Below are 15,725 nucleotides of genomic sequence, written 5' to 3'. Positions count from 1 at the left end.
TTATGGTTATAATATGTTATTTTTGTTGTTTTTTTGTTAATAATTCATTTTTGACGTCTTATTTTTATACAGAAATTAATTAATTTTTTAGTATTAAAAACCTACAAAACAATTAATTAAAGTTGTTAATTCTTACTGTTTTTGATGTAAAATTTAAGTTTTGTGTAAAAAAGCGAGAAAGTGTTTTGGTTTTACGTTATTGTGGTGTTAAAATGTAGCTATTAAACTTAGATGTATTTTAGAATTGGAGAGTTTGAATTTGGTGTTCTCGGTTTTGCCATTAGCGTAATTAAATTTAAATAATCCAGCTTTAGTTAGAATGCCAAATCCAAATCCATATCCGAAAAGTTTTTCTTTGATATTGTTTGTTTTGTTTTCAAAATAAGCAATATCTGTTATTGAGTGTATGTAAATTGAGTTGTTAAGTTGAAGCCTGTATTCTGAATTGATTACGCCATTAAGAGTAGAGAAGAGGCTGTTTTCTTCAAAACCTCTAATAGAATTAATACCACCAAATCTTAAAAGTTCATTTTCAAAATAAGTATCTGAAATTAAATTTGAACCATTTAGTCTAAAATAGAAGCTGTTTTTTTGATTTAAATTAAAAATTTTAAAAACGTCAATAGTAAGTTGTGATTGTTTTTCCGAGTTGATGGATGTTTTTCTTTTTCCAAAATTTGCTTCTAGATATACCTTGGATTTTATTGGGAAAAGAAGATTGTAGGATTGAGGATTTAGAAATTGATATGCGAATGTGTAGTATTGTGTTTTGTAGTCAGTTATTGTTGAAGTTATGTTTTCTGTTAGTAAATTATTTGATTCAGTAGAAATGATTCCTCCATATATTTTATGTCTTGAGTTTATTTGATAATGTAGTTTTGCAGACTGGTTAATAGTTGTAAAAGAAGAATCTTTTTTAAAAATACGTAATAGAAAATCTGCACCAACTGGTGAGTTGAATAAGTAAGGTGATGTAATGTCTGCCTGAAAAGTTTTTTGGTCATTTTCATCGCTCTTATATAGTAGACTAAATGATTCACCATAATTAAGGTTGTTTGTGAGGTTTAAGCTTAGGTAGCCATCAAATTCTAATTTACTTGTTTTTTCATTTGTTCCAAAACCTAAAAAACCATCAAAAGAATTACTCTTAGTTTTTTCAAGATATAAGTATAAAGTTGTAGAGTCTTTAGAGAATAAAACTTCAGGTGATTTTATTTCATTAGTAAAGGTTAGGTTGTTGAGTTGCTCGGTTTTGCTTTTTATAGTATTTAAATCAAAAACCTGAGATGGCTTTATTTTTAAATAATGTTTTAAATAAGATTTTGGAAATTTTTCGTAGCCTTTAATTATAATATTGTTTATGCTTCTTTTTTGCTTTGGAACTTCTATTATTAAATTAGCTTTTAAATTTGATTCATCTTGAATGCTAATATTTGATAAATATAATTTAGAAAACGGATAGCCGTTTTCTGAGGTTTTGGAATTAATGTAATTTAAGGTCTTTTCAATTTCGGAGAATTTTAATTCAAAATAATTGTCAAAAACTTTTTTCGACACACTCTTTAGTGTATTGATATTTAATGTGGTTTTATCATAATATATGTATATAGTGTTAAACTTTCTTTTTAAATTGAGGCTAGTTATAAATGTAGAATCGTTTGCTTTTTTTGTTTCCTCTAATTTATTTTCAATATATCCCATTTTGAAAAGCCTTTTTTGAACAAAGTCTATTTCAAGCTCAATGGATTTGTAGTCTTTATGTTTTTTTGAGTAATTCAAAGAATCAATTATCAATGTTTCTTGTTTGGTTTGTCCATCAATTCTTAAGTTTAAATTTTGACAAATTAAACTTGAAGAGAAATATATATATATTATAAGTATTAAAAAAGAAGTTTTTCGCACTTTTAACTGGCTATTTGTTTTGTAAATCTAACGGAAAATATATCCTTATGATATAGTTAAAAGAATAATTTTTAAATTCTATTGAAAATTAATGGTTTAGGGTTTGAATTATTCATTTTAATTACTACCTTTGCAGCCCTCTTAGAAGAGGATTATTAAAATTTATATATAATATATATGCCAACAATTTCACAATTAGTAAGAATAGGAAGAGCCAAAATAACCAAGAAGAGTAAATCGGCTGCTTTAGATTCTTGTCCGCAAAGACGTGGTGTGTGTACTCGTGTTTACACAACAACTCCTAAAAAACCTAACTCAGCAATGCGTAAGGTAGCAAGGGTTCGTTTAACAAACGGCAACGAGGTTAATGCATACATCGGTGGAGAAGGACATAATCTACAAGAGCACTCGATAGTATTGGTTAGAGGTGGAAGGGTAAAAGATTTGCCAGGAGTTAGATATCACATTGTACGTGGTGCTTTAGACACAGCAGGTGTTTCGGGTAGAACGCAACGTAGATCTAAGTATGGTGCTAAACGCCCTAAGAAGTAATTAAAACTTTTAAGAAGAAGACATGAGAAAAAGAGCAGCAAAAAAGAGACCACTTTTACCGGATCCTCGTTTTAACGATCAGTTAGTAACTCGTTTCGTTAATATGATGATGTGGGATGGTAAAAAGTCTATCGCTTTTAAAGTATTTTACGATGCTATTGACATTGTAGAATCAAAGAAAACTGACGAAGAGAAAACAGCTTTAGAAATTTGGAAAGATGCTTTATCTAACGTTATGCCTCACGTAGAAGTACGTAGTCGTAGAGTTGGTGGTGCAACATTTCAAATACCAATGCAAATTCGTCCAGATCGTAAAGTTTCAACGGCAATGAAATGGCTAATTAGCTTTTCACGTAAAAGAAATGAAAAATCTATGGCATTACGTTTAGCTTCAGAGGTTTTAGCAGCAGCTAAAGAAGAAGGAGCAGCTGTTAAGAAAAGAGTTGATACTCACAAAATGGCAGAAGCAAACAAAGCATTCTCTCACTTTAGATTTTAATAGGAAATGGCAAGAGATTTAAAATTTACTAGAAATATAGGTATTGCTGCACATATTGATGCAGGAAAAACTACTACTACAGAACGTATTCTTTATTATACAGGTGTTTCGCATAAAATTGGAGAAGTACATGATGGTGCTGCTACAATGGACTGGATGGAGCAAGAGCAAGAAAGAGGTATTACAATTACTTCGGCAGCTACAACTTGTGAGTGGAAATTCCCTATTGAGAATGGAAACCCAACACCGGATACTAAAGGCTATCATTTTAATATAATTGACACACCAGGTCACGTAGATTTTACGGTTGAAGTAAATCGTTCTTTACGTGTGCTTGATGGTTTAGTATTCTTGTTTAGTGCAGTTGATGGTGTTGAACCACAATCTGAAACCAACTGGAGACTAGCTGATAACTATAAAGTGCCAAGAATTGGTTTCGTTAATAAAATGGACCGTCAAGGATCTGACTTTTTAGGTGTTTGTCAACAAGTAAAAGATATGTTGAAATCTAACGCGGTGCCAATCGTTTTAAACATTGGTGACGAAGATGATTTTAAAGGTATTATTGATTTAGTTAAAAATCGTGCTATTGTATGGCATGATGAAACTCAAGGAGCAACTTTTGATGTTATTGAGATTCCAGAAGATTTAAAAGAAGAAGCTCGTAAATATCGTGCATTACTTATAGAAGAAGTAGCAGGTTATGATGAGAATCTTTTAGAAAAATTCATGGAAGATGAAGATTCTATTACAGAAGAAGAAGTGCATGCTGCACTTAGAGCTGCTGTAATGGATATGGCCATCATCCCAATGATTTGTGGATCTGCATTTAAAAATAAAGGTGTACAATTCTTATTAGATGCTGTATGTCGTTATTTACCATCTCCAACTGATAAAGAAGGTATTGTAGGTACAGATCCAGATTCAGGAGAAGAGATTTTACGTAAACCAGATGTAAAGGAGCCGTTTGCTGCTTTAGCATTTAAAATTGCTACAGATCCTTTTGTAGGTCGTTTAGCCTTTTTTAGAGCATATTCTGGTCGTTTAGATGCTGGTTCTTATGTGTTAAATAACCGTTCAGGTAAAAAAGAACGTATTTCTCGTATTTATCAAATGCATGCTAACAAGCAAAATGCAATTGAATATATAGAAGCTGGAGATATTGGAGCTGCTGTTGGATTTAAATCTATTAAAACAGGAGATACACTTTCAGCTGAAAAGCATCCTATTGTTTTAGAATCGATGGACTTCCCTGATCCAGTAATTGGTATTGCGGTTGAACCTAAAACTAAAGCAGATGTTGATAAGTTAGGAATGGGCTTAGCTAAACTAGCTGAAGAAGATCCTACATTTACAGTACGTTCTGATGAAGCTTCAGGTCAAACAATTATTTCAGGAATGGGTGAGCTTCACTTAGATGTAATTGTAGATCGTTTAAAAAGAGAGTTCAAAGTAGAGGTTAACCAAGGACAACCACAAGTAGAGTACAAAGAGGCTATTACTCAAAGTGCTGATCATAGAGAGGTTTATAAAAAACAATCTGGTGGTCGTGGTAAATTTGCTGATATTGTATTTACAGTTGAACCAGCAGAAGAAGGTCAAGTTGGACTTCAGTTTGAATCTATTATTAAAGGTGGTAACGTTCCTAAGGAATTTATTCCTTCTATTGAAAAAGGATTTAAAATGGCAATGGTAAACGGACCTTTAGCAGGTTACGAGATCGATGCGATGAAAGTTACTTTAAAAGATGGATCTTACCACGATGTGGATTCTGATCAATTATCTTTCGAATTAGCAGCTAAGTTAGGATTCAAAAACTGTGCTAAAGCAGCTAAAGCGGTAATTATGGAGCCTATTATGAAACTTGAGGTGATTACTCCTGAAGAAAACATGGGAGATATTGTTGGAGATTTAAATAGAAGAAGAGGACAGGTAAGTGATATGGGAGATAGGGCAGGAGCAAAAACTGTAAAAGCTACTGTGCCATTATCAGAAATGTTTGGATATGTTACAACATTAAGAACATTATCATCAGGTCGTGCAACGTCAACAATGGAATTTTCACATTATGCTGAAACACCTTCAAATATATCTGAAGAAGTTATTAAAGCAGCTAAAGGAGATCAATCTTAAAAGTTAAGAAAATGAGTCAAAAAATCAGAATAAAATTAAAGTCTTACGATCATAACTTAGTAGATAAGTCTGCTGATAAGATTGTAAAAACGGTAAAAAGTACTGGAGCTGTTGTAACTGGACCAATTCCATTACCAACACACAAGAAAATTTTCACTGTACTACGTTCTCCACACGTAAACAAGAAGTCAAGAGAACAATTTCAATTAAGCTCTTATAAGCGTTTACTTGATATTTACTCTTCATCATCAAAAACTATTGATGCGTTAATGAAACTTGAATTGCCAAGTGGTGTTGAAGTAGAAATCAAAGTTTAGTAATAAACTCACATGTCCTAAGCTGCGAGCGAGGGAAAAACGGTAAAAATACAATTCAAGGCTGAAACGTATTTTTCAGCCTTGAATTTTAATAACAAATAGTAATAAATTAAATAAATAATTATGTCTGGGTTAATTGGAAAGAAAATCGGTATGACCAGCATCTTTGATGAAAACGGGAAAAATATTCCTTGTACAGTAATCGAAGCTGGACCATGTATCGTTACCCAAGTCAGAACTGAAGAAGTTGATGGTTATGAAGCTATTCAACTTGGTTTCGATGACGCGACAGAAAAGAGCGCTACTAAAGCAGACTTAGGTCATGCTAAAAAAGCGGGTACTTCTGTAAAACGCAAAGTCGTTGAATTTAAAAGTTTTGATGAGGAGTACAAATTAGGAGATGCAATCACTGTTGAACATTTCACTGAAGGTGAATTTGTTGATGTAGCAGGAACATCTAAAGGAAAAGGGTTTCAAGGGGTTGTAAAACGTCATGGTTTCGGTGGTGTAGGTCAAGCTACTCACGGTCAGCATAATCGTTTAAGAGCACCAGGATCTATTGGAGCTGCATCTTACCCTGCAAGAGTTTTCAAAGGAATGAAAATGGCAGGAAGAATGGGTGGAGACACAGTTAAAGTTCAAAATTTAAGAGTTTTAAAAGTAGTTGCTGAAAAGAATCTACTTGTGGTTAAAGGATGTGTTCCTGGTCATAAAAACTCTTATGTAATTATTCAGAAATAATGAAAGTAGCAGTTTTAGATATAAACGGAAAAGACACAGGTAGAAAGGCAGACCTTTCTAAAGATGTGTTTGCTATTGAACCTAATAATCATGCTGTATACTTGGATGTTAAGCAATATTTAGCAAACCAAAGACAGGGAACTCACAAATCTAAAGAAAGAGCTGAGATTTCTGGAAGTACACGTAAGATTAAGAAGCAAAAAGGAACTGGTACAGCAAGAGCAGGTAGTATTAAGTCTGGTGTTTTTAAAGGTGGTGGTCGTATGTTCGGTCCAAGACCTAGAAATTACAGTTTTAAACTTAATAAAAACGTAAAACGCTTAGCTCGTAAATCTGCATTAAGTATCAAAGCAGGAGAGAAATCAATTACAGTTATAGAGGACTTTAACTTTGATACTGTGAAGACTAAGAATTTCACAGCAGTTTTAAAGGCTTTAGATCTGGAAAACAAAAAAACGCTCTTTGTGTTGGGTGGGTCAAATAATAACGTATATTTGTCATCGCGTAATTTAAAAAGCTCTGAGGTTTTAACTAGCTCAGAATTAAGCACTTACAAGATTTTAAATGCAAATCAAGTAGTGCTTTTAGAAGGAGCTATAGCAGGAATTGAAACAAACTTAAGTAAATAGAAGCAATGAGTATCTTAATTAAACCTATAATCACAGAAAAAGCGACTGCAGATAGCGAGTTAAGAAACTGCTATACTTTCGCAGTGAAGACAAAGGCGAACAAGGTAGAAATCAAAAAGGCAGTGGAAGCTGTTTATGGTGTTTCTGTTGAAAAAGTTCGTACTATAAATGTCCGTCCAGATCGTAGTACCAAACACACAAAAACTGGTATTCAATATGGTAAAACAAATGCTGTTAAAAAAGCAATTGTACAACTGGCGGAAGGTGAAATGATTGATTTATACAGTAACATGTAATTAGACAAAAAATGTCAGTAAGAAAATTAAAACCAATCACACCAGGACAGCGATTTAGAGTAGTAAATGGATTTGACGCCATAACTACTGATAAGCCGGAAAAGAGTTTACTCGTTCCGAACAAAAGGTCTGGTGGTAGAAACAGTCAAGGAAAAATGACCATGCGCTATATCGGTGGTGGTCATAAAAGAAAGTATCGTATTATCGATTTTAAAAGAGACAAAGCAGGAATCCCTGCTGAAGTTAAATCGATTCAATACGATCCAAACAGAACAGCTTTTATCGCATTATTGAATTATCAAGATGGTGAAAAAAGATACATTATTGCTCAAAATGGTTTACAAGTTGGTCAAAATGTAGTGTCTGGTTCAACAGGTGTAGCTCCAGAAATTGGAAATACAATGCCTCTAAGTGAAATTCCATTAGGAACAATTATTTCTTGTGTAGAGTTACGTCCAGGGCAAGGAGCTATTATGGCGCGTAGTGCTGGTGCTTTTGCTCAACTAATGGCAAGAGATGGTAAGTTTGCTACGGTTAAATTACCATCTGGTGAAACAAGACTAATTCTTGTTAACTGTATGGCTACAATAGGTGTTGTTTCTAACTCAGATCATCAATTGTTAGTATCTGGTAAAGCAGGTAGAACAAGATGGTTAGGTAGAAGACCACGTACTAGACCGGTAGTAATGAATCCAGTTGATCACCCAATGGGTGGTGGTGAAGGTAAATCTTCAGGTGGACATCCTCGTTCTAGAAACGGTATACCAGCTAAAGGTTATAGAACCCGTTCTAAGACTAAAGCAAGTAATAAATATATTGTAGAACGTAGAAAGAAATAAGACATGGCAAGATCACTAAAAAAAGGACCTTACGTTCATTATAAATTAGAGAAGAAAGTAGCTGTAAATGTTGAAAATAACAAAAAAACAGTAATCAAGACTTGGTCTAGAGCTAGTATGATTACACCTGATTTTGTTGGACAAACAATAGCAGTACACAATGGCCGCCAATTCGTACCAGTATATGTTACAGAAAACATGGTAGGTCATAAATTAGGAGAATTTTCACCAACACGTTCATTCCGTGGACATGCAGGTGCTAAAAATAAAGGTAAAAAGTAGTAAGCTATGGGAAGTCGTAAAAAACAAATGGCAGACGCTATTAAGGAAGGGAAAAAGCAAGTTGCTTTTGCTAAACTTAATAATTGTCCTACATCACCAAGAAAAATGCGTTTAGTAGCCGATTTAGTAAGAGGTGAAAAAGTAGAAAAAGCACTTAATATCTTAAAATTCAACCAAAAGGAAGCATCTGGTCGTTTAGAGAAATTGTTATTGTCTGCAATTGCAAACTGGCAATCTAAAAACGAAGAAGCTAATCTAGAAGAGGCTGAGTTAATTATAAAAGAGATTAGAGTTGATGGTGGATCAATGTTAAAAAGATTGCGTCCAGCACCTCAAGGTCGTGCACACAGAATAAGAAAACGTTCAAACCACGTAACAATCGTAGTTGGAGCAAACAATAATACACAAAGCTAAGATAGATATGGGACAAAAGACAAATCCAATCGGAAATCGCTTAGGAATTATCAGAGGATGGGAATCTAACTGGTACGGAGGTAATGATTATGGAGATAAGCTTGCCGAAGACGATAAAATTAGAAAATACGTTCATGCACGTTTATCTAAAGCTAGTGTAAGTAGAGTAATTATTGAAAGAACTTTAAAACTTGTAACCGTTACTATCACTACTGCAAGACCAGGTATTATTATTGGGAAAGGCGGTCAAGAGGTAGACAAGTTAAAAGAAGAGCTTAAGAAAATTACTGGAAAGGAAGTTCAGATTAATATCTTTGAGATTAAAAGACCTGAACTTGATGCATTTTTAGTAGGATCAAGTATCGCTCGTCAAATTGAAAATAGAATTTCATACAGACGTGCAATTAAGATGGCTATTGCTGCTACAATGCGTATGAACGCTGAAGGAATAAAAATCCAGATTAGTGGTCGTTTAAATGGTGCTGAAATGGCACGTTCTGAACACTACAAAGAGGGACGTATTCCTTTGTCAACCTTTAGAGCCGATATTGATTATGCTTTAGTTGAGGCACACACTACTTATGGTAGATTGGGTGTTAAAGTATGGATCATGAAAGGTGAAGTATATGGTAAAAGAGAACTTTCTCCGCTTGTTGGATTATCTAAGAAGCAAGGAAAAGGTGGAGCCGGAGGACGTGGTGGAAACAAATCTAACCCTCGTCGTAGAAAGTAATTTTTTATAAAGTAAAGAAAAATGTTACAGCCTAAAAAAACAAAATTTCGTAAGCAACAAAAAGGACGTATGAAAGGTCTCTCTGGAAGAGGACATCAACTTTCAAACGGTACTTTTGGAATAAAAGCATTAGACGCAACTTTTATAACATCACGTCAAATTGAAGCAGCTCGTATTGCCGCTACACGTTACATGAAAAGAGAAGGGCAACTTTGGATTAAAATATTTCCAGACAAGCCTATTACTAAAAAACCTCTTGAAGTACGTATGGGTAAAGGAAAAGGTGCCGTTGAATATTGGGTAGCTGTTTGCAGACCAGGTCGTGTATTATTTGAAATTGGTGGAGTGCCATTAGACGTTGCTAAAGAAGCATTACGTTTAGCAGCACAAAAACTGCCTGTTAAAACTAAGTTTTTAATCGCTAGAGATTACGAAGCATAATTTATTTGATATTATGAAACAATCAGAAATTAAAGAATTATCTGTAGCTGAGTTACAAGAAAAACTTGGTGAAACAAAAAAGAGTTATTCAGACCTAAAATTGGCTCATGCAATATCTCCTTTAGAAAATCCAATTCAATTACGTTCTATTAGAAGAAGTGTAGCTAGAATTGCGACTGAATTAACTAAAAGAGAATTACAATAATTCTGCTGAAAGATGGAAACAAGAAATTTAAGAAAAGAACGTATAGGAGTTGTTACAAGTAACAAAATGCAAAAATCAATAGTTGTTGCAGAAGTTAAAAAAGTAAAACATCCTATGTATGGTAAGTTCGTGTTAAAAACGAAAAAATACGTTGCACACGACGAAACAAACGATTGTAATATTGGTGATACAGTAAAGATCATGGAAACAAGACCTTTAAGTAAATCTAAATGTTGGAGATTAGTAGAAATCCTAGAAAGAGCTAAATAATTATGTTACAACAAGAATCAAGAATAAAAGTAGCAGACAACACTGGGGCAAAAGAAGTTTTAGTTATCCGTGTTTTAGGAGGTACTAAAAGAAGATATGCTTCTGTTGGAGATAAGATAGTTGTTTCTGTTAAAGATGCAACTCCTAATGGAAACATTAAGAAAAAAGCAGTTTCTACAGCAGTTGTTGTGCGTACTAAGAAAGAAGTAAGAAGACCAGATGGATCTTATATAAGATTTGATGATAATGCTTGTGTTTTATTAAACCCAACGGGTGAAATGAGAGGAACACGTGTATTTGGTCCTGTTGCTAGAGAGCTTCGTGATAAACAATTCATGAAGATTGTATCATTAGCACCTGAGGTGCTTTAATACATTATATTTAAGATGACAAAGCTTAAAATAAAAACTGGAGATACTGTAAAAGTAATTGCTGGAGATCATAAAGGATCTGAAGGTAAAGTGCAAAAGGTATTAATAGAAAAGAACAAAGCGATAGTTGAGGGAGTGAACATGGTTAAGAAACATACTAAACCAAGTGCACAAAACCCTCAAGGAGGAATCGTAGAGAAAGAAGCAGCTATTCATATTTCTAACTTATCATTGTTAACTTCAAAAGGAGAAACAACTAGAGTTGGTTATAGAATAGAAGGCGATAAAAAAGTAAGATTTTCAACAAAATCTAATGAAGTAATATAGTTATGGCATATTCACCTAGACTTAAAGAAGAGTATAAAAGCAGAGTAATTGCAGCTCTTACAGAAGAATTTGGATATAATAATGTAATGCAAGTTCCTAAACTAACTAAGATAGTAATATCTAAAGGTGTTGGAGGAGCTGTTGCAGACAAAAAGTTAATTGACTACGCTGTAGAAGAATTAACTACTATATCTGGACAAAAAGCGATATCTACATTATCTAAAAAGGATGTTGCATCATTTAAATTACGTAAAGGTATGCCAATTGGAGCAAAAGTAACTTTACGAGGAGAAATGATGTATGAGTTTTTAGATCGTTTAGTAACTTCAGCACTTCCACGTGTTAGAGATTTTAACGGAATTAAAGCTACAGGGTTTGACGGAAGAGGTAACTACAATTTAGGGGTTACTGAGCAAATTATATTCCCAGAAATAAATATTGACAAAGTCAACAAAATTTCTGGAATGGATATTACATTTGTAACAACTGCGGATACTGATAAAGAAGCAAAATCATTATTAACTGAATTAGGGTTACCTTTTAAAAAGAACTAAGTTATGGCTAAAGAATCAATGAAAGCCCGTGAGGTAAAAAGAGCTAAAACAGTAGCTAAGTATGCTGAAAAACGTAAAGCTTTAAAAGAAGCTGGAGATTATGATGCATTGCAAAAGTTACCAAAAAATGCTTCTCCAGTTCGTATGCATAATAGATGTAAATTAACAGGAAGACCAAAAGGATATATGAGAACTTTTGGTATTTCTCGTGTAACATTTAGGGAAATGGCTAATCAAGGACTTATCCCTGGAGTAAGAAAAGCTAGTTGGTAATATTATTTAAATAATCAGATTTTAGGTTCAGAATAAACTGAAAACCAAAATCACAAAATCAATTCATTATGTACTCAGATCCAATTGCGGATTATTTGACAAGAATTAGAAATGCAGTGCGTGCTAACCACAGAGTGGTTGAGATACCTGCATCTAATTTAAAAAAAGACATCACTAAAATATTATTCGAACAAGGATATATTTTAAGTTATAAATTTGATGATTCGTCTGTACAAGGGACTATTAAAATAGCACTTAAGTACAACAAAGAAACAAAAGAACCAGTAATTAAGAAACTTCAAAGAATTAGTACACCAGGTTTACGTCAGTATGCTGGTGCTAATGATTTACCTAGAATCCTTAATGGTCTTGGTATTGCTATTGTCTCTACATCTCACGGTGTGATGACAGGTAAACAAGCTAAGAGAGACAATGTAGGTGGAGAAGTTTTATGTTACGTTTACTAATTTAAAGCCAGAAAGAAATGTCAAGAATAGGAAATAATCCAGTAGCCATTCCAGAAGGTGTAACAGTTGAAGTTAAAGATAACGTTGTAACTGTAAAAGGAAAATTAGGAGAGTTAACACAAAATTACGACTCTGTAGAAATCAAAGTTGAAGAAGGAAATGTTTTAGTAACACGTTCTTCTGATTCTAAAGATCAAAAAGCTAAGCATGGTCTTTATAGATCACTTATGAATAACATGATCGAAGGTGTATCTAAAGGATGGACTAAAGAATTAGAATTGGTTGGTGTAGGTTATAGAGCATCTAACCAAGGTCAAAAATTAGATTTAGCATTAGGTTTTTCTCATAGTATTGTTATGAACTTAGCTCCAGAAGTTAAAGTTGAAACAGTTTCTGAAAAAGGAAAAAACCCAATCATTAAATTAACTTCTCATGATAAACAACTTGTTGGTCAGGTAGCAGCAAAAATTCGTGGTTTTAGAAGACCAGAGCCTTATAAAGGTAAAGGGATTAAGTTTGTAGGTGAGATAATAAGAAGAAAAGCAGGTAAATCAGCTTAATAATTAAGTTATGGCATTGACAAAGAACGAAAGAAGACTAAGAATAAAAAACAGAATTCGTAAGATAGTTTCTGGAACAGAAGCTAGACCAAGATTAGCTGTTTTTAGAAGTAATAAAGAAATTTATGCTCAAATTGTAGATGACGTCACTGGTAATACTATCAGTGCTGCATCTTCAAGAGATAAAGACATTAGTTCTGTGAAAGCAACTAAATCAGAAGTAGCTAAATTAGTAGGTAAAGCACTTGCTGAAAAAGCTTTAAAAGCAGGTATAGAAACTATAGCTTTTGATAGAGGTGGATATTTATATCACGGTAGAATAAAATCATTAGCTGAAGGAGCTAGAGAAGCAGGACTTAAATTCTAAGAAATTATGTTTCAAAAATATAAAAGTGCAGAGTTAGTAAAACCAGGTGGATTAGATCTTAAAGATCGTTTAGTTGGTGTACAAAGAGTTACAAAAGTAACTAAAGGTGGTAGAGCATTTGGTTTTTCAGCAATTGTAGTAGTTGGTGACGAAGCAGGTGTTGTAGGACAAGGTTTAGGTAAATCTAAAGACGTTGCTAGTGCAATTGCAAAGGCTGTCGAAGATGCTAAGAAAAACCTAGTTAGAATTCCTATTATTAAAGGAACTTTACCACATGAACAAAAAGGTAAATATGGTGGAGCAAGAGTAAATATTATTCCTGCTGCTCCTGGTACAGGTGTAATCGCTGGAGGTGCTGTTAGAACAGTACTTGAAGCAGTTGGAATACACGATGTATTATCTAAATCTCAAGGTTCTTCAAATCCTCATAACGTAGTAAAGGCAACTTTTGATGCTTTATTACAATTAAGAGATGCGAATACTATAGCTAGAGATAGAGGTATTTCACTTGAACAAGTTTTTAACGCTTAATAACATCACAGATGGCAAAGATTAAAGTAAAAAAAGTTAAAAGCGCAATCAATCGTACGCTAAGACAAAAAAGAACTTTAGAAGCTCTGGGTCTTAAAAAGATTGGTCAGGTAAAAGAGCATGAAGCTACACCAAATATTCTTGGTATGGTTGCTAAAGTTTCACATTTAGTTTCTGTAGAAGAAGCTTAAAAAATAAACTGAAAATGGATTTAAGTAATTTAAAACCTGCAGAAGGTTCAGTAAAAAACCAAGGAAAAAGAATAGGTAGAGGGCAAGGTTCTGGTAAAGGTGGTACTGCTACACGTGGTCACAAAGGAGCTAAATCGCGTTCTGGTTATTCTAAGAAACTAGGATTTGAAGGTGGTCAAATGCCACTTCAAAGACGTGTTCCTAAATTTGGTTTTACTAATATTAACCGTGTTGAATATCAAGGCATCAATTTAGATACCTTACAACAATTGGTTGATGATAAGAAAATTAAGGATACTGTGGATTTTGATACATTATTCTCAAACCGTTTAGCTGGAAAGAATGATCTAGTTAAAATTTTAGGTAGAGGTGAATTAAAAGCAAAATTAAAAGTATCTGCTCACAAGTTTACTGCTTCAGCAAAAGCTGCTATTGAAGCTGCTGGCGGAGAAGCTATAACATTATAAGACTCATTATAAGTATGAAATTTATAGAATCATTAAAGAATGTTTGGAAAATAGAAGAACTAAGAAACAGAATCATAGTAACTTTGAGTTTGTTATTAGTTTATCGTTTTGGTGCACAAGTTGTTTTACCTGGTATTGATGCCTCTCAATTAGGAGGTATAGCAGATAAAACAGATAGCGGTTTACTAGGTTTGCTCAATGCCTTCACAGGAGGAGCATTTGCTAATGCTTCTGTATTTGCACTGGGTATTATGCCTTACATTTCTGCTTCTATTGTTGTACAATTAATGGGTATTGCCATACCTTATTTGCAAAAATTGCAAAAAGAAGGAGCTAGTGGTCAAAAGAAAATAAATCAGATTACGCGTTGGTTAACCATTGCGATCTGTTTATTACAAGCCCCAGGTTATCTAGCAAGCTTACCTGCTTTAGGGATTCCTCAAAGCGCATTTTTATTAGGAACAGGACCTTTATTTTATTTTTCTTCAGTTAGTATTTTAGTTACAGGCTGTATTTTTGCAATGTGGCTAGGAGAAAAGATAACGGATAAAGGTATTGGTAATGGTATCTCTTTATTAATTATGGTAGGTATTATTGCTAGTTTACCTCAAGTATTTTTACAAAATGCAGCAACTAGATTAGAAGGAAATAATGTAATGTTAATTCTTTTTGAATTAGTAATATGGTTTGTTATCATTCTTGCAGCTATTATGTTAGTAATGGGTGTTAGAAAGATAGCTGTACAATATGCAAGAAGAACCGCTACTGGTGGTTATGAAAAAAGTGCTGTTGCTGGTTCAAGACAATATATTCCATTAAAGCTTAATGCTTCTGGAGTTATGCCTATAATATTTGCTCAGGCTATTATGTTTGTACCAAGTTTAATTGGTGGTTCTGCTTTATTAAAAGAAACTGCTGTAGGAACATGGTTGCAAACTAATTATTCTGATATTTTTGGACTAGCATATAACATTACTTTTGCTTTACTAATTATTGTATTTACATATTTTTATACTGCAATTACGGTACCTACTAATAAAATGGCTGATGATTTAAAACGTAGTGGTGGTTTCATTCCTGGTATTCGTCCAGGTTCTGAAACATCTGAGTATTTAGATAAAATAATGTCTCAAATAACCTTACCAGGTTCTGTATTTTTAGCACTTCTTGCTGTGTTTCCAGCATTTATTGTTAAACTTATGGGAGTACAACAAGGTTGGGCTTTATTTTTCGGAGGAACTTCATTATTAATTATGGTTGGAGTTGCAATTGACACTATGCAACAGGTAAATTCTTATCTGTTAAATAGACACTATGACGGTTTGATGAAGACAGGTAAAAATAGAAAAGCAGTAGCTTAAAAA

General features: G+C 33.5%; 26 protein-coding genes. 25 read left to right on the top strand and 1 reads right to left on the bottom strand.

Annotation, left to right across the window (positions count from 1 at the left end; genetic code table 11):
- Nucleotides 1-207: 207 nt before the first annotated feature.
- Entirely contained in the window at nucleotides 208-1,701 is a 1,494-nt protein-coding gene (locus A8C32_RS19050; RefSeq protein ID WP_240491781.1) for a POTRA domain-containing protein, read from the bottom strand.
- A gap of 378 nt (nucleotides 1,702-2,079) precedes the next feature.
- Between A8C32_RS19050 and rpsL the strand changes: the two genes are divergently transcribed.
- The 25 genes from rpsL (at nucleotide 2,080) to secY (ending at nucleotide 15,722) form a co-directional block, all read left to right on the top strand.
- Nucleotides 2,080-2,454, top strand: coding sequence for a 30S ribosomal protein S12 (gene rpsL / locus A8C32_RS19045; protein WP_034043278.1), 375 nt, complete (start codon nucleotides 2,080-2,082; stop codon nucleotides 2,452-2,454).
- Between the two features lie 22 nt (nucleotides 2,455-2,476).
- Nucleotides 2,477-2,953, top strand: a complete 477-nt coding sequence (gene rpsG, locus A8C32_RS19040; RefSeq protein ID WP_069831962.1) for a 30S ribosomal protein S7 — start codon at nucleotides 2,477-2,479, stop codon at nucleotides 2,951-2,953.
- Nucleotides 2,954-2,959: 6 nt separating this feature from the next.
- Entirely contained in the window at nucleotides 2,960-5,086 is a 2,127-nt protein-coding gene (gene fusA, locus A8C32_RS19035) for an elongation factor G (protein WP_069831961.1), read from the top strand.
- A gap of 11 nt (nucleotides 5,087-5,097) precedes the next feature.
- The gene (rpsJ, locus tag A8C32_RS19030) at nucleotides 5,098-5,403 is read left to right on the top strand and encodes a 30S ribosomal protein S10 (RefSeq protein ID WP_007650482.1); all 306 of its coding nucleotides are present in this window, start codon (nucleotides 5,098-5,100) and stop codon (nucleotides 5,401-5,403) included.
- 123 nt (nucleotides 5,404-5,526) lie between these two features.
- Nucleotides 5,527-6,144 (top strand): 50S ribosomal protein L3, encoded by a 618-nt coding sequence (gene rplC / locus A8C32_RS19025; RefSeq protein ID WP_069831960.1) that lies wholly within the window; start codon nucleotides 5,527-5,529, stop codon nucleotides 6,142-6,144.
- Complete coding sequence (gene rplD / locus A8C32_RS19020) at nucleotides 6,144-6,773, top strand: 50S ribosomal protein L4 (RefSeq protein WP_069831959.1); 630 nt, start codon at nucleotides 6,144-6,146, stop codon at nucleotides 6,771-6,773. Before rplC ends, rplD begins: the two co-directional genes overlap by 1 nt.
- A gap of 5 nt (nucleotides 6,774-6,778) precedes the next feature.
- On the top strand, nucleotides 6,779-7,069 hold the full coding sequence (rplW, locus tag A8C32_RS19015; protein WP_069831958.1) for a 50S ribosomal protein L23: 291 nt from the start codon (nucleotides 6,779-6,781) through the stop codon (nucleotides 7,067-7,069).
- A gap of 11 nt (nucleotides 7,070-7,080) precedes the next feature.
- A complete protein-coding gene (gene rplB / locus A8C32_RS19010) occupies nucleotides 7,081-7,908 on the top strand; it encodes a 50S ribosomal protein L2 (RefSeq protein WP_069831957.1) in 828 nt (275 codons plus the stop codon).
- Nucleotides 7,909-7,911: 3 nt separating this feature from the next.
- Nucleotides 7,912-8,190, top strand: coding sequence for a 30S ribosomal protein S19 (gene rpsS / locus A8C32_RS19005; protein ID WP_034043300.1), 279 nt, complete (start codon nucleotides 7,912-7,914; stop codon nucleotides 8,188-8,190).
- Nucleotides 8,191-8,196: 6 nt separating this feature from the next.
- Nucleotides 8,197-8,604, top strand: a complete 408-nt coding sequence (gene rplV, locus A8C32_RS19000; RefSeq protein WP_069831956.1) for a 50S ribosomal protein L22 — start codon at nucleotides 8,197-8,199, stop codon at nucleotides 8,602-8,604.
- Between the two features lie 7 nt (nucleotides 8,605-8,611).
- Complete coding sequence (gene rpsC / locus A8C32_RS18995) at nucleotides 8,612-9,337, top strand: 30S ribosomal protein S3 (RefSeq protein ID WP_068602672.1); 726 nt, start codon at nucleotides 8,612-8,614, stop codon at nucleotides 9,335-9,337.
- A gap of 21 nt (nucleotides 9,338-9,358) precedes the next feature.
- Entirely contained in the window at nucleotides 9,359-9,778 is a 420-nt protein-coding gene (gene rplP, locus A8C32_RS18990) for a 50S ribosomal protein L16 (RefSeq protein ID WP_069831955.1), read from the top strand.
- Nucleotides 9,779-9,791: 13 nt separating this feature from the next.
- A complete protein-coding gene (rpmC, locus tag A8C32_RS18985) occupies nucleotides 9,792-9,983 on the top strand; it encodes a 50S ribosomal protein L29 (RefSeq protein ID WP_069831954.1) in 192 nt (63 codons plus the stop codon).
- Nucleotides 9,984-9,995: 12 nt separating this feature from the next.
- Complete coding sequence (rpsQ, locus tag A8C32_RS18980) at nucleotides 9,996-10,253, top strand: 30S ribosomal protein S17 (RefSeq protein WP_019386276.1); 258 nt, start codon at nucleotides 9,996-9,998, stop codon at nucleotides 10,251-10,253.
- Between the two features lie 2 nt (nucleotides 10,254-10,255).
- Nucleotides 10,256-10,624 carry a 50S ribosomal protein L14 gene (gene rplN / locus A8C32_RS18975; protein WP_069831953.1) on the top strand — a complete coding sequence of 123 codons (369 nt, stop codon included), beginning with the start codon at nucleotides 10,256-10,258 and terminating at the stop codon, nucleotides 10,622-10,624.
- 15 nt (nucleotides 10,625-10,639) lie between these two features.
- Entirely contained in the window at nucleotides 10,640-10,951 is a 312-nt protein-coding gene (rplX, locus tag A8C32_RS18970; RefSeq protein ID WP_069831952.1) for a 50S ribosomal protein L24, read from the top strand.
- Between the two features lie 2 nt (nucleotides 10,952-10,953).
- Nucleotides 10,954-11,505, top strand: coding sequence for a 50S ribosomal protein L5 (rplE, locus tag A8C32_RS18965; RefSeq protein ID WP_069831951.1), 552 nt, complete (start codon nucleotides 10,954-10,956; stop codon nucleotides 11,503-11,505).
- Between the two features lie 3 nt (nucleotides 11,506-11,508).
- Complete coding sequence (rpsN, locus tag A8C32_RS18960; RefSeq protein ID WP_069831950.1) at nucleotides 11,509-11,778, top strand: 30S ribosomal protein S14; 270 nt, start codon at nucleotides 11,509-11,511, stop codon at nucleotides 11,776-11,778.
- 68 nt (nucleotides 11,779-11,846) lie between these two features.
- A complete protein-coding gene (gene rpsH, locus A8C32_RS18955) occupies nucleotides 11,847-12,245 on the top strand; it encodes a 30S ribosomal protein S8 (protein ID WP_069831949.1) in 399 nt (132 codons plus the stop codon).
- A gap of 17 nt (nucleotides 12,246-12,262) precedes the next feature.
- Nucleotides 12,263-12,805, top strand: a complete 543-nt coding sequence (rplF, locus tag A8C32_RS18950) for a 50S ribosomal protein L6 (protein WP_069831948.1) — start codon at nucleotides 12,263-12,265, stop codon at nucleotides 12,803-12,805.
- 10 nt (nucleotides 12,806-12,815) lie between these two features.
- Complete coding sequence (gene rplR / locus A8C32_RS18945; protein WP_069831947.1) at nucleotides 12,816-13,172, top strand: 50S ribosomal protein L18; 357 nt, start codon at nucleotides 12,816-12,818, stop codon at nucleotides 13,170-13,172.
- A gap of 6 nt (nucleotides 13,173-13,178) precedes the next feature.
- A complete protein-coding gene (gene rpsE, locus A8C32_RS18940; protein ID WP_069831946.1) occupies nucleotides 13,179-13,703 on the top strand; it encodes a 30S ribosomal protein S5 in 525 nt (174 codons plus the stop codon).
- Nucleotides 13,704-13,714: 11 nt separating this feature from the next.
- Entirely contained in the window at nucleotides 13,715-13,894 is a 180-nt protein-coding gene (rpmD, locus tag A8C32_RS18935; protein WP_069831945.1) for a 50S ribosomal protein L30, read from the top strand.
- Nucleotides 13,895-13,908: 14 nt separating this feature from the next.
- Nucleotides 13,909-14,361: a 50S ribosomal protein L15 gene (gene rplO / locus A8C32_RS18930; protein ID WP_069831944.1), complete on the top strand. Its 453-nt coding sequence runs from the start codon at nucleotides 13,909-13,911 to the stop codon at nucleotides 14,359-14,361.
- Nucleotides 14,362-14,375: 14 nt separating this feature from the next.
- Entirely contained in the window at nucleotides 14,376-15,722 is a 1,347-nt protein-coding gene (secY, locus tag A8C32_RS18925) for a preprotein translocase subunit SecY (protein WP_069831943.1), read from the top strand.
- Nucleotides 15,723-15,725: the final 3 nt, after the last annotated feature.

Source organism: Flavivirga aquatica, from assembly GCF_001747085.1.
GTDB classification, from domain to species: domain Bacteria; phylum Bacteroidota; class Bacteroidia; order Flavobacteriales; family Flavobacteriaceae; genus Algibacter_C; species Algibacter_C aquatica.
Note: the sequence above shows the minus strand (reverse complement) of the source record. Positions and strands in the feature narration are given on the sequence as shown.

What these genes read in the sequence shown, in the direction of transcription:
- rplE (WP_069831951.1), top strand. Translation starts at nt 10,954, where the DNA reads ATGGCATATTCACCTAGACTTAAAGAAGAGTATAAAAGCAGAGTAATT.
- rpsN (WP_069831950.1), top strand. Translation starts at nt 11,509, where the DNA reads ATGGCTAAAGAATCAATGAAAGCCCGTGAGGTAAAAAGAGCTAAAACA.
- rplC (WP_069831960.1), top strand. Translation starts at nt 5,527, where the DNA reads ATGTCTGGGTTAATTGGAAAGAAAATCGGTATGACCAGCATCTTTGAT.
- rplO (WP_069831944.1), top strand. Translation starts at nt 13,909, where the DNA reads ATGGATTTAAGTAATTTAAAACCTGCAGAAGGTTCAGTAAAAAACCAA.
- rplV (WP_069831956.1), top strand. Translation starts at nt 8,197, where the DNA reads ATGGGAAGTCGTAAAAAACAAATGGCAGACGCTATTAAGGAAGGGAAA.
- rplB (WP_069831957.1), top strand. Translation starts at nt 7,081, where the DNA reads ATGTCAGTAAGAAAATTAAAACCAATCACACCAGGACAGCGATTTAGA.
- A8C32_RS19050 (WP_240491781.1), bottom strand. Translation starts at nt 1,701, where the DNA reads ATGGGATATATTGAAAATAAATTAGAGGAAACAAAAAAAGCAAACGAT.
- rpsC (WP_068602672.1), top strand. Translation starts at nt 8,612, where the DNA reads ATGGGACAAAAGACAAATCCAATCGGAAATCGCTTAGGAATTATCAGA.
- rplP (WP_069831955.1), top strand. Translation starts at nt 9,359, where the DNA reads ATGTTACAGCCTAAAAAAACAAAATTTCGTAAGCAACAAAAAGGACGT.
- rpsJ (WP_007650482.1), top strand. Translation starts at nt 5,098, where the DNA reads ATGAGTCAAAAAATCAGAATAAAATTAAAGTCTTACGATCATAACTTA.
- rpsG (WP_069831962.1), top strand. Translation starts at nt 2,477, where the DNA reads ATGAGAAAAAGAGCAGCAAAAAAGAGACCACTTTTACCGGATCCTCGT.
- rpsS (WP_034043300.1), top strand. Translation starts at nt 7,912, where the DNA reads ATGGCAAGATCACTAAAAAAAGGACCTTACGTTCATTATAAATTAGAG.
- fusA (WP_069831961.1), top strand. Translation starts at nt 2,960, where the DNA reads ATGGCAAGAGATTTAAAATTTACTAGAAATATAGGTATTGCTGCACAT.
- rpmC (WP_069831954.1), top strand. Translation starts at nt 9,792, where the DNA reads ATGAAACAATCAGAAATTAAAGAATTATCTGTAGCTGAGTTACAAGAA.
- rplX (WP_069831952.1), top strand. Translation starts at nt 10,640, where the DNA reads ATGACAAAGCTTAAAATAAAAACTGGAGATACTGTAAAAGTAATTGCT.
- rplR (WP_069831947.1), top strand. Translation starts at nt 12,816, where the DNA reads ATGGCATTGACAAAGAACGAAAGAAGACTAAGAATAAAAAACAGAATT.
- secY (WP_069831943.1), top strand. Translation starts at nt 14,376, where the DNA reads ATGAAATTTATAGAATCATTAAAGAATGTTTGGAAAATAGAAGAACTA.
- rplN (WP_069831953.1), top strand. Translation starts at nt 10,256, where the DNA reads ATGTTACAACAAGAATCAAGAATAAAAGTAGCAGACAACACTGGGGCA.
- rplW (WP_069831958.1), top strand. Translation starts at nt 6,779, where the DNA reads ATGAGTATCTTAATTAAACCTATAATCACAGAAAAAGCGACTGCAGAT.
- rpsQ (WP_019386276.1), top strand. Translation starts at nt 9,996, where the DNA reads ATGGAAACAAGAAATTTAAGAAAAGAACGTATAGGAGTTGTTACAAGT.
- rpsL (WP_034043278.1), top strand. Translation starts at nt 2,080, where the DNA reads ATGCCAACAATTTCACAATTAGTAAGAATAGGAAGAGCCAAAATAACC.
- rplF (WP_069831948.1), top strand. Translation starts at nt 12,263, where the DNA reads ATGTCAAGAATAGGAAATAATCCAGTAGCCATTCCAGAAGGTGTAACA.
- rpsE (WP_069831946.1), top strand. Translation starts at nt 13,179, where the DNA reads ATGTTTCAAAAATATAAAAGTGCAGAGTTAGTAAAACCAGGTGGATTA.
- rplD (WP_069831959.1), top strand. Translation starts at nt 6,144, where the DNA reads ATGAAAGTAGCAGTTTTAGATATAAACGGAAAAGACACAGGTAGAAAG.
- rpsH (WP_069831949.1), top strand. Translation starts at nt 11,847, where the DNA reads ATGTACTCAGATCCAATTGCGGATTATTTGACAAGAATTAGAAATGCA.
- rpmD (WP_069831945.1), top strand. Translation starts at nt 13,715, where the DNA reads ATGGCAAAGATTAAAGTAAAAAAAGTTAAAAGCGCAATCAATCGTACG.